The sequence below is a fragment of the Methylotenera mobilis JLW8 genome (assembly GCF_000023705.1).
Classification (GTDB): domain Bacteria; phylum Pseudomonadota; class Gammaproteobacteria; order Burkholderiales; family Methylophilaceae; genus Methylotenera; species Methylotenera mobilis.
In genome coordinates this window covers 1,336,913-1,348,483 of the sequence record NC_012968.1, presented here as the reverse complement: position 1 = coordinate 1,348,483, position 11,571 = coordinate 1,336,913, and the positions used below count along the sequence as shown (strand labels likewise).

The 11,571-nt window shown below is 45.6% G+C and carries 7 protein-coding genes; 3 read left to right on the top strand and 4 right to left on the bottom strand.

The window, feature by feature from the left end; all coding sequences use genetic code 11:
• Positions 1-34 precede the first annotated feature (34 nt).
• Positions 35-502, bottom strand: a complete 468-nt coding sequence (locus MMOL_RS06300) for a hypothetical protein (protein WP_015832182.1) — start codon at positions 500-502, stop codon at positions 35-37.
• Positions 503-679: 177 nt separating this feature from the next.
• Here MMOL_RS06300 and MMOL_RS06295 point away from each other — a divergent pair, with 177 nt between their 5' ends.
• The 3 genes from MMOL_RS06295 to MMOL_RS06285 are packed head-to-tail and all read left to right on the top strand — an operon-like array spanning position 680 to position 6,413.
• Entirely contained in the window at positions 680-2,272 is a 1,593-nt protein-coding gene (locus tag MMOL_RS06295) for a glycoside hydrolase family 17 protein (protein ID WP_015832181.1), read from the top strand.
• A gap of 22 nt (positions 2,273-2,294) precedes the next feature.
• Positions 2,295-4,865, top strand: coding sequence for a glycosyltransferase (locus MMOL_RS06290; RefSeq protein WP_015832180.1), 2,571 nt, complete (start codon positions 2,295-2,297; stop codon positions 4,863-4,865).
• A gap of 15 nt (positions 4,866-4,880) precedes the next feature.
• Positions 4,881-6,413 carry a sulfatase-like hydrolase/transferase gene (locus MMOL_RS06285; protein ID WP_187287217.1) on the top strand — a complete coding sequence of 511 codons (1,533 nt, stop codon included), beginning with the start codon at positions 4,881-4,883 and terminating at the stop codon, positions 6,411-6,413.
• 134 nt (positions 6,414-6,547) lie between these two features.
• Here MMOL_RS06285 and MMOL_RS06280 read toward each other — a convergent pair whose 3' ends face one another.
• The 3 genes from MMOL_RS06280 to ylqF form a co-directional block, all read right to left on the bottom strand.
• Positions 6,548-8,452: an ATP-binding cassette domain-containing protein gene (locus tag MMOL_RS06280; protein ID WP_015832178.1), complete on the bottom strand. Its 1,905-nt coding sequence runs from the start codon at positions 8,450-8,452 to the stop codon at positions 6,548-6,550.
• 92 nt (positions 8,453-8,544) lie between these two features.
• Positions 8,545-10,563, bottom strand: coding sequence for a UvrD-helicase domain-containing protein (locus MMOL_RS06275; RefSeq protein ID WP_015832177.1), 2,019 nt, complete (start codon positions 10,561-10,563; stop codon positions 8,545-8,547).
• 12 nt (positions 10,564-10,575) lie between these two features.
• Complete coding sequence (gene ylqF, locus MMOL_RS06270; protein WP_015832176.1) at positions 10,576-11,523, bottom strand: ribosome biogenesis GTPase YlqF; 948 nt, start codon at positions 11,521-11,523, stop codon at positions 10,576-10,578.
• Positions 11,524-11,571 lie beyond the last annotated feature (48 nt).

Sequence of the window (11,571 nt, the reverse complement as noted above, 5' to 3'; positions counted from 1 at the left end):
TGACGGTTTCTACTTACTTAAATTGAGTGCTGATTTAGACCGATTTTGCTGGTTTTTTTGCTGTTTTAGTACTCTTTTGCATGACGCAAGTTTCTTGGCCATAAGTGCCAACATTAGAGTCTACTTCGTAGTAGTGATTGGTGTATGAAAACTTGCCAGCACCGCTTTTACTGATATTTGCAATGCCGGTGCTGAATTCTGCTGAACTGACTTCAGACATGCTTAAATTGAACGCGATCTTGTTGGCATTGGCGACTGCTTTGCCTTTATAAGTGAAAGAGTTTTCGGTTTCTAGCGCTAAGTCGTAAATGCCTATGCTTCCTCTGCTGACTGCGCGATTGAGTGTTAGTTTTGCCACTACTTGGTAGTCGCCAACTTTGCTGTTGTTGCCCTTACATAAATATGTGCCACTGTAGTTTGCACCAACAAAATTAGGTTTTGCTTCGGCTAGCTGAATGGTGCTGATAGTGATTAATAAAGAAGTAAGAATCGCACGTTTCATGATGGATATTTTAGAATATTTTAAAAGGGTCTATTGTAGCGTGAGGCTGGCATGCGATGGAGCTTACTTTTTATATTTTTTTATGCCTTAATGTTTTGTTTTGTGGTGGTGCTTGCATTATGATGGGCGCCTCAATCAATTTATAATCGATTATTTGACTTAGTAGATCAAAATTTTATGCAAATCCCCTCAGTTAAGGCATTATCTACCAAGTTACTTTGGCGTTTCAGTATCTTCAATATTGCTTTGCTATTGGGGTTGATTCTCTGGCTTTGGCAGGCAAGCCAAGCTGTCAATGTGGTACAGCCACAATTGCCTAGTGATGGTAAATTGCAGTGCGTTTCTTATTCTCCGTATTATCATCCGGGGCAAACCCCGTTAAATCCGAATAGTTTTATCCAACCGGCACAGATTGATCGCGATTTGGCTGCGCTTTCCAAGCAATTTAACTGTGTGCGCATTTATTCGGTATCTCAAGGTCTGAGTTACGTACCGGAGGCTGCTGCTAAATTGGGGATGCAGGTTTACCTGGGTGCTTGGATAGGCTGGGTTGCCGCAAATAACGATAAAGAGCTTGATTTAGCGATTAGCATTGCAAACAAGTATCCGAAAACGGTGAAAGCGCTGATAGTCGGCAATGAGGTATTGTTGCGTGGTGAGCAGTCAGAGGCTGCGATGCAGACGTATTTGCAAAAAGCACAACACGCAACAAAGGTGCCGGTGACTTACGCCGATGTTTGGGAGTTTTGGCGTAAGCACCCCTCGCTGGAAGCTCATGTGGATTTTGTAACCGTGCATATTCTGCCATATTGGGAAGATGATCCGCAGGCCATCACAGAGGCAGGGCAGCATGTGGTGACGGTGATGAGTCTACTAGCCGATACCTTTAAAAAACCTATTTTAATTGGTGAAACCGGCTGGCCTTCCGTGGGCAGGCAGCGTCAAGGTTCGGAGCCTAGTTTAATTAATCAGGCGAGTTATTTACGTGGCTTCTTACAGCTTGCGCATGAGCACGCTTGGCAATATAACTTGATTGAAGCGATTGATCAGCCATGGAAGCGTGATCTGGAAGGTACGGTAGGCGGGTATTGGGGCATTTTTGATACTGAGCTGACTCCTAAATTTACGTTCACTGGTGATATACAGCCTCGCCATGATGCCACTCAGATTGCATTATCCGGTGCACTGGGCTTGGTTTTATTTATGGGCTTGGCCTTCTTGTTTAAAACGCGTGCAGCTTCTGTCAAACTAGGTTTGTGCGCAGCTGGTGCCGTGTTTGGCATATCAGCTTGGCTGCAGTTTCAATACTTAGCCAGTGCTTGCCGCAATATGACAGAGTGGTTAGCTTTGGGTGGTTTAGCTTTGCTTGGCTGGATGCTAATGATTGGCTTGATATGGCGCATCTGCCAACCAAGCAAACACCATGCACGGCTGTTGAAAACCGGCGTGCTGATACTTGCGGCCGCGGCAGTGAGCGCAACTGTATTATTAATTGTTGATGGTAGATACCGCGACTTCCCCATTAGCTTATATGCGTTACCAATCTTACTGTTCTCATTTTCTACAGGTTTTCTAGACATAGACGTTAGGCCACCTCGATGGTTGGGCTATGCATTGAGCGCAGTGTTAATACCCGCCGCGTTGTACTGCGTTTACTTGGAAACAGAAAATATATCTGCTTATTATTGGCTTGGACTGTGTGGCTTAATGGTGGCTACACTATGGCCAGCGTCACGTAGACCACAACCTCAAACCTCTTCATTACTTTGATAGAAACCCTCAGCGTAACTCTATGATTAACAAAACTAAACGCTATTTAATTCCACTTTTTTTCGCAGTGCTGGTGGCCGCGATTCATTTTAGTCTTTGGTACATTTCCAATCGCGCATTACCTTTGATTAATGCACCAGCGATTGTGAACGGCTTTGCCTTCAGTGGATATCAAGAAAACCAGAGTCCATTAAGAAAAGAGTACCCAAGTACGGCAGAGTTGGAAAAAGACTTACGTCTACTCAAGCCTTTGACTAACCGCGTCCGTATCTATGGTGCGCTTGAGAATAGTGAAGTCACTGCGCTGGCTTCTAATCTAGGCTTTTATGTGACGGCCGGTGCATGGCTGGGTAGTGATGCGTCTGCAAACTATCGTGAAATTGAGGCGTTGAATGCCAAGATTAAAATCTACCCAAAAATTGAGCGTGCCATTGTAGGTAATGAGGTGTTACTACGTAATGACCTGACGCCAGATCAGTTGATTGGTTATATTGAAGAGGTACGTAAAACCACGAAATTGCCAGTTTCTACCGCAGAGCCTTGGCATGTCTGGCTAAAAAATCCAGAATTGGTCAAACACGTTGACTTTATTGCGGTGCACTTGCTGCCTTACCATGAAGGCGTGCCGGTAGATAGCGCGGTGGAATACTCCCTGAAGCGTTATCAGGAGCTAATGGATGTGTACCCAAGAAAAAAAATCGTGATTACGGAAATCGGTTGGCCTAGCAATGGGCCTACATTAGGTGCTGCGGTTGCATCCAAGGTGAACCAAGCGCTGTTTGTACGTGAGTTTTTGGCTAAAACTGCGCATAAAAATTATGATTATTATTTAATGGAAGCATTTGACCAGCCATGGAAAAAAGAGCTGGAAGGTTGGGCTGGTGCGTATTGGGGTATGTTTGACGCTGAGCGTCATGAGAAGTACTCCTTGCAGGGTGCTGTACCTAAAGATGACCGCTGGAAGGAGAAGGCCTTATGGGCGACCTTGCTAGGATTGTTGCCTATATTCTTTATTGCTTATCGTTTTAGGCATTGGGGTTTGCGTGCGCGTATCTCTATGGCCGTGTTGCTGCAAGCTTGTATTACAACTCTGGTAGTTGCTTGGAACCTGCCTGGTGACTACTACTATACGATGAAGGATTTTGTCGTATTGATCGCGCTACTGGTTGGTATGGGCTTAACATCAGCCGTATTGATGATTTACGCAGTAGAGTTCAGTGAGGTGATGTTTAAAAAAGGCTGGAACCGTGCCTACAAGCGTGCGAAACCGTTACCTGCCAACGATGAATTGTTTGTCTCTGTACATCTGGCCTGCTACAACGAGCCGCCGGAGATGGTGATTACCACTATTGAAAGCTTGGCTAAACTCAACTACACCAATTTTGAAGTGATTGTGGTTGATAACAACACTAAAGATGAAGCCAAATGGAAACCGCTTGAAGCTTATATGGCAAAAATGCCGGAGAATTTTAAATTCTTCCATCTGCCACAGTGGCCGGGCTTTAAGGCTGGTGCTTTAAACTTTGCCTTAGAGCAAACCAATCCTAATGCGCAAGTGGTAGGGGTGGTAGATGCTGACTATGAGGTGACGCCTGATTGGCTGTCTGACTTGGTGCCGCATTTCCTTGAGCAAAAAGTTGCCGTAGTGCAGGCGCCGCAGGCACATAGGGATTGGGAGCATAGCTTCTTCCGCAGTATGGGTAACTGGGAGTTCGAAGGCTTTTTCCGTATAGGTATGCACCATAGGCACGAACGTAATGCGTTGATTCAGCATGGTACGATGACCTTGGTGCGATACCAGGCGCTAATGGCTAGCGGCAAATGGTCTGAGTGGTGCATCTGTGAAGATACCGAGTTAGGTTTGCGCCTGCTGGAAGACGGTTACGAACTACGCTACATTGATGATACGTTTGGACGTGGCCTAACACCAGTAGACTTTAAAGCGCTGAAGTCACAACGGTTCCGCTGGGCGTTTGGTGCGATGCAGATTCTCAAGCGCCACTTACCTAAGCTACTAGGAAATTCAACCCTTACATTTGGCCAGCGTTATCACTTTTTAACCGGTTGGTTTGGTTGGTTGGGCGAGGCTCTGCAGTTAGGCTTCACCATAGGTTCAATCGGCTGGTCAGTCGCCATGCTGGCGTTCCCAGAAGAGGCGAGCTTGCCAGTTTCGCTGATGATTACCACCATTATTTGCTTCTTGGTGATTAAAGCGATTATGGGCCCGATGCTGTATATCAAAACCATGACCTGCCGATGGATTGATATCTTTGGTGCATCGATTGCTAGTTTGGGGCTTTCACATGCGATTGCGCGAGGCATTATCAGCGGCATCGTTAAAAAAGACGGTGTATTTAAGGTAACAGCAAAAGGCAAAGGGCTCAAAAAAGCCAATTGGTTTGACTGGATTGCACCAATCCAAGAAGAACTGTTTTTACTGACGGCGTTAATCTTGTGTAGTGTTGCTATGCTAGCCACGCGCGGCGTAACAAATAGCGATGCACAAATCTGGGTGGCTATGCTGAGCTTGCAAGCGTTACCTTACTTAAGTGCGGTTGCCTGCCAAATCATCAGTAAAAGAGAAAATGGTTAATAGCATTTGATGAACATGAATACACAAGCGTCACATCAAATGAGTGCGCATCATCGCAGGCGCCACGTGCTGCGTGGTGCGATTCGATTTATCACTTATTTATGTGCATTTTTCTTAATGGCGGTTGCCGTATGGATAGCTGATAATTTTGGCGAACCATCACTGGAGCAGCTGTTATACCACGCACAGTTTGGCATGGGTGGTTTGGTTGATACAGATGCCGCCATTATTAAGAGCTTTGTGCTTTGGTGTATTGCTTTACCTATCTTTGCCTCTTTGTTTTTGGTGTTGATTGAATATTCAATTGCGCTATTCCTCACGCATGGTTCTTCACATTGGCTAACCAAACCAGCAAGACTTGCCAATATTCATTTTATCAAAGTGTTTTATTGGTTTATTGGGCACAGGGCACCTTTATACGCATTAACCGCGGCCACGGTGTATTTTGGCGTACAGTTTTCCGTCACCATTTTTCTACACAATCTGTTCGGTAATGATTATTTTGCAGCGCATTACCTGAACCCGGCAGAAGTGAAGGTTGAAGCCATTAAACCTAAAAATCTGGTGTTGATTTATGTGGAGAGCTTAGAAAATAGTTATAAAGAACCTAAGCTGTTTGGTAAAAATCTGCTTAGTAGCCTAGACCATCTAAAAGGCTTAAGTTTTGCCGAGTATAGAAAAGCGCCTGGCACCTGGTGGACGATTGCCGGCATTACCGCAACGCAATGTGCGGTGCCGCTAAAGAGCGTTAGCTTGTATGACGGTAATGATCAGGGTGAAAAGATGAAAAGCTTTTTGCCAAAAGCCATTTGCCTAGGCGATATTTTGCATGACGCTGGCTATCACAATGTGTATCTGGGCGGCGATGCGCTTGGCTTTGCAGGTAAGGGTATGTTTTTTCAAGACCATCACTATGATGAGGTGTATGGCCGTGATGAGCTGAAAGGCAAACTCACTGATGCACAAATGAACTTTTGGGGCTTATATGATGATGATTTGTTTGCTGTAGCCAAAGCTAAGCTGATTGAGCTGCATAAAAGTAAACAGCCATTTAACCTGACGGTGACCACGATTGATACGCACGGGCCAGACGGACATTTTTCTAACTATTGTAAATCTATGGGTATTAAGACCTTTGAAGGTATCGTTGAGTGCACCTCAAATCAGGTCACTCGTTTTGTAAAGTTCATGCAGAAAAGTGGCTATCTGAAAGATACCAACGTACTGATTCTTGGTGACCATTTGGCGATGGAAAATCCAGTGAGCGAAAAGTTAGATCGAATCAAAGAGCGCCATATTTATAATCAATTCATTTCCAATGACCATTTTGAGAAAAATCGTGATCAGATTTTGCCGTTCGATATGCTACCAACTATTTTAGACTTCATTGGTTTTAACGTGCCGGGTGGAAAGCTGGGGCTAGGTTATAACGCTTTATCTAAAGATGTAGACTTGTCGTTATTACTTAACTATGAAGAAATGAATCAAGACCTGTTGAATAAATCAGAGTTGTATCTTGATCTTTGGCGACATGAGCCTAAGCTGTAGTTGCTTGATGGTCGTTAGCGTCTAGATGGTGCTGATTAAGCTAGAAAGTCGATAGTGTGGAGTAAGGGAATAATAAAAAAGCCAGCTAAGTATTAGCTGGCTTTTTAGTTTCAGCCTGTTTAGGCTGTATGCTGCTAAGCTTTGCGTTGATCTAGCTCTTCCCAAAGCATCATTTTGGCTTCAATTTCCACATCTATTGCAGTTATTCGAGCTTGCAGGATTTTAACCTGGTCAGGGTTTTCATAGGTGCTGGGCTCTGCCAGTGTGGTATTGATGCTGTTTTGCTCTGCCTCTAATGCTTCAATCAATGCTGGCAGTTCATCTAGCTCTTTTTGTTCTTTAAAGCTGAGTTTGCTGCTAGCGGCTTTAGGGGCAGCCTCTTTGTTTACCGGCTTATTGGCCTGTGCTTTAGCTTGTGCAACTTTCTCTGCCTCGCGTTTGGTGCTGAAGCGCTGCCAATCATCATAGCCGCCGCCAAACTCGGTTAACACGCCATTGCCCTCAAACGCAATCACTTGCGTCACCGTATTTTCCAAGAATGCACGGTCATGGCTCACTAGGAACAGTGTGCCATTAAAATCTTGCAATAGATTTTCTAATAGCTCTAGTGTGTCGATATCTAGGTCATTGGTTGGCTCATCTAGCACCAGAATGTTGGCAGGGCGCGCAAACAGACGTGCTAACAGCAAACGGTTACGCTCACCACCAGAGAGTGATTTAACTGGTGAACGTGAGCGTTGCGGTGGAAATAAAAAGTCTTCTAGGTAACTAATGACGTGTTTGCGTTCTTCGCCGATTTGTACAAAGTCTGAGCCTGGGCTAATGGTATCGGCCAAGGTGGCTTCTTCATTCAGCTGTTCGCGCATTTGGTCAAAATAGGCAACTGTTTGTTTGCTGCCACGTTCAATTGAGCCGCTATCCGGCTCAATGTCACCTAATATCAGTTTGAGCAAGGTAGTTTTGCCTACGCCATTCGGGCCTAGTAAACCAATTTTGTCGCCACGCAGTATGCGTGTGCTAAAGTCTTTAATCAGTACTTTATTGCCGTAGGCCTTGCTTACGTTTTCAAGCTCGGCGATTAACTTGCCGCTACGTTCACCTACATCGATATTCAACTTCACGTTGCCTTGGCGTTCGCGGCGTGCGGCACGCTCCAAGCGCAGTGCTTCCAGCCTGCGCACGCGGCCTTCATTGCGTGTGCGACGTGCTTTAATGCCTTGGCGTATCCATACTTCCTCTTGCGCGAGTACCTTGTCAAATTTGGCAGCATGGGTCTCTTCTACAGCGATTAACTCTTCTTTTTTTACTTGATACGCACTGAAGTTGCCGATAAAGTCAGTCAGTTTGCCGCGGTCTAACTCAGTGATGCGCGTCGCCAGTTTGTCCAGAAATCGTCGGTCATGGGTGATAAACAGTACGCTGCCATTAAAGCCGAGTAATAAATCTTCCAGCCATTCAATCGCGCTTAAATCCAAATGGTTGGTTGGTTCGTCTAGCAGCAGGACTTCTGGCTCGGCCACTAGCGCGCGACCTAAAGCCACGCGTTTACGCCAGCCGCCAGATAGGGTGTTGATAAGTGCATCTGCATCTAGGTTTAAGCGGCTAAGCACTGCCTCCACACGCGATTGTGCTGCCCAGCCATTTTGCGCATCCAAATCGTGCTGAAGTGCCTGCATTTTTGTCATTAGCGCGTCAATATCTGCATCTGGCAAGCCCATATCATGAGTGACCTGATGGTAATCCACGAGGATTTGCTGCAGATTGCCCAAGCCTTCTGCCACCGCTTCAAACACGGTGTGGGTCGCGACCAGCTCTGGTTCTTGCGGCACATAGACCACACGTGCGTTAGGTGCGCGCCAGACTGTACCATCATCAAGTTTGGTCGTGCCGGCAATAGCCTTGAGCAGGCTGGATTTACCTGCACCATTGCGGCCAATTAAACCAACGCGCTCACCCGCATCTAGCTGAAATGCAGCATGGTCGAGCAGGGCATGGTGACCAAAAGCGAGGCAGGCGTTATCGAGAGTAATGTATGGCATGAGTGGCTTTCAAATTCTTTACTTAATTAATTGTTACTTAAATAGTTTAATGCTGACAGATTTAGTTTTTCAGCTAGTTTTTGACAAACAGCTTACTGTTTATTTAGCATGGCTTTAATGTTAGCCATTTTGGATTTACCAAAATCTTTACTGGCTTCTGGGTCTTTATTAAATGGGTTACCGAAGTGGCGCACGTCATCTTTAGGAATCTCGGCAATAAAACGGCTAGGTTCGCACATTTCCATTTCACCTGCACGTTTACGTTTTTTGCACCATGAAATATTCAGTGATTTTTGAGCACGGGTAATCCCCACGTACATTAAGCGGCGTTCTTCTTCGATTTTGTCGTTATCGATAGACTCACGGTGCGGCAGTATGCCTTCCTCGGCGCCAATCAAAAACACATGACCGAATTCTAGACCCTTAGAAGCATGCAGCGTTGATAGTTTCACAGCATCGGGCTCGCCGTTTTCACGGCCTTCCAACATGCTCATGAGTGATACCATCTGCGTGAGTTCTAGCAGGTTTTTGCCTTCTTTTTCATTACCGTACTCAGTACTAGGCTCACCTTTTTTAGATAGCCAGCCAGTGAAGTCCAGCACGTTAGCCCATTTTACTTCTGCGCCGCGCGGCTCTTCAGTGTCGTATAAAAACGCTTCGTAATTGATAGCTGTCAATAAGTCATTCAGCACTTCGTTGGCCGGGTCTCGCACCGCGCGATCTTGTAGTTTATTGATGTACTGACAGAAGTTAAGCAAGTCTTCTAGTTGCTTGTTGCCAATTTCGCTTTGGAATCCACCTTCGAAAGCTGCTGCAAATAACGAGATTTTGTGTAGGCTGGCATATTCACCCAAGCGCTCTAGCGTGGTGTTGCCAATTCCTTTTTTCGGCGTGGTGGCGGCGCGAATAAATGCAGGGTCGTCATCTTCATTGGCAATTAACCTTAAATAACTGATGAGGTCTTTAATTTCGGCTTTATCAAAGAAAGATTGTCCACCAGATACTGTGTAGGGGATTTTATGGTTACGTAGATGTTGCTCAAGTATGCGAGCTTGGTGGTTGCCGCGATAAAGAATGGCGTAATCTTTATAAAATGTGCGATGCTCAAACCTATGTGCTTGTAGCTTCATGACTACGCTTTCAGCTTCATGCTCTTCGCTCATCGCCGCGGTGACTTGAATTAAATCGCCGGTGCCTAGCTCGCTCCAAAGTTTCTTTTCAAATAATTTAGGGTTATTAGAAATGACTTGGTTAGCTGCACGTAATATTCTTACGGTAGAGCGGTAATTTTGCTCCAGCTTAATTACTTTTAGTTTGCTAAAGTCTGTGGTTAATTGACGCAGATTTTCAACGTCGGCACCACGCCAGCCGTAAATGGCCTGATCATCATCCCCCACTGCGGTAAATTGGCCGCGTAAACCTGTGAGCATTTTTACCAGCTTGTACTGGCAGGCGTTGGTGTCTTGGTATTCGTCAATTAGCAGGTATTGCAGTTTACGCTGCCATTTGTTGAGTGCATCTTCGTGTTGCTCAAATAGTTCTACAGGTAGCTTGATTAAGTCATCAAAGTCTACAGCCTGATACGCTTTTAAAGTTTGCTGGTAAATCTGGTACACCTTGGCAGCGGCGTGCGTCAGTTCTTCATCTGCCTGTGCTTTAGCTTGGTCCGGGTTAATAAACGCATTTTTCCAGCTGGAAATTTGCCACTGGGTTTTACGTAGCAGTTGTTTATCTGTGGTGGCCAGTACATCTGCCAAAATTTTAAAGCTATCGGATGAGTCTAAAATCGAGAATTGTGGCTTATAGCCAAGCAAAGTTGCCTCCGCCCGTAGCATTTGCAAGCCCAGCGAGTGAAAGGTGGCAATGGTTAACCCTTTGATATTGGTGCCTTGCATCAGCTTACCCACACGTTCTTGCATCTCTAATGCTGCTTTGTTGGTAAAAGTAATCGCGGCAATTTCTTTCGGTGCATAGCCCGCCTCGTTAATGAGGTAACTGATTTTTTGGGTAATGACGCGTGTTTTACCGCTACCAGCACCCGCTAGCACGAGAAGTGGGCCGTCTAAATACTTTACCGCCTCGCGTTGAGGCGAATTCATCGAATTTAACATTGCAGATTACTGTTATGCGGAGGTTGAGTCGTCGGTTGCTTCAACTTGTGTTTCGACTTGTTCTGCGTTATCAACTGGGTTGACTTGAGAACTGGACATCATGGCGGCTCTGGAAGCTGGCGTTTCTAAACTTACTCGGCCGATAGCGCCGCTGCGGTAATCAGTTAAAAATGCAACCGCTGTTTTTTCCATATCCCATAAGCCATCGTGACGTTTGTAAGACCTGCGTTTGGCAATTGCCTCAAGTAAGTCAACGCCATCCATTTGTGTTACATCAAGTTTCATCGCGTCTAGCTTATAACGTGCATTCACCAGAGCAGGGTAGCTTTTTAATAGGTTGTTGGCTAAAAAGGTGGCTACATCTTCATCAATCACTGCATTTCTGCCAATGGCGTGGCTGGCAGCCAGCATGTAGCCATCTGACTCGTAAGCGATTCTAGGCCACATCATGCCCGGTGTATCGGTAATGCTCATGGTGTCGTCTAGATCAAAACGCTGTTGGCTCTTGGTAACAGCAGGCTCATCGCCCACTTTTGCCACACGGCGGTTAAGCAGGGCGTTCATGAGCGTAGATTTCCCTACGTTAGGGATACCCATAATCATCATGCGTAATGGTTTTAAGTGGGTGCCGCGATGCGGGGTGATTTTCTTGCAGATAGCGGGAATTTTTTTAGCATCGCCGGCTTTTTTACAGGAAAGAGCAACAGCTTTAGTATTAGGCTGCGCGTTAAAGTAGTTTAGCCAAGCTTGTGTGGCGGCTGGATCTGCCAAGTCTGCTTTATTTAAAATTTTAAGCTGCGGACGTTGGCGGAATAAGCGCATTTCATCAATCATTGGGTTATGGCTGGCTGCAGGTACACGCGCATCTAATACCTCAATCACCATGTCGGTAAATTCCATGGTCTCTTCAGCTTTTTTACGCGCTTGGGTCATGTGCCCTGGGTACCATTGAATTGCCATGTATTTTATTCCCTCAATAATTCTGACTATGTAACCTATTGCTTGGCT

Bases quoted from the DNA above. Each gene is read 5' to 3' on its own strand.
- MMOL_RS06275 (WP_015832177.1), bottom strand. From the start codon at position 10,563: ATGTTAAATTCGATGAATTCGCCTCAACGCGAGGCGGTAAAGTATTTA.
- MMOL_RS06300 (WP_015832182.1), bottom strand. From the start codon at position 502: ATGAAACGTGCGATTCTTACTTCTTTATTAATCACTATCAGCACCATT.
- MMOL_RS06280 (WP_015832178.1), bottom strand. From the start codon at position 8,452: ATGCCATACATTACTCTCGATAACGCCTGCCTCGCTTTTGGTCACCAT.
- MMOL_RS06285 (WP_187287217.1), top strand. From the start codon at position 4,881: ATGAATACACAAGCGTCACATCAAATGAGTGCGCATCATCGCAGGCGC.
- ylqF (WP_015832176.1), bottom strand. From the start codon at position 11,523: ATGGCAATTCAATGGTACCCAGGGCACATGACCCAAGCGCGTAAAAAA.
- MMOL_RS06290 (WP_015832180.1), top strand. From the start codon at position 2,295: ATGATTAACAAAACTAAACGCTATTTAATTCCACTTTTTTTCGCAGTG.
- MMOL_RS06295 (WP_015832181.1), top strand. From the start codon at position 680: ATGCAAATCCCCTCAGTTAAGGCATTATCTACCAAGTTACTTTGGCGT.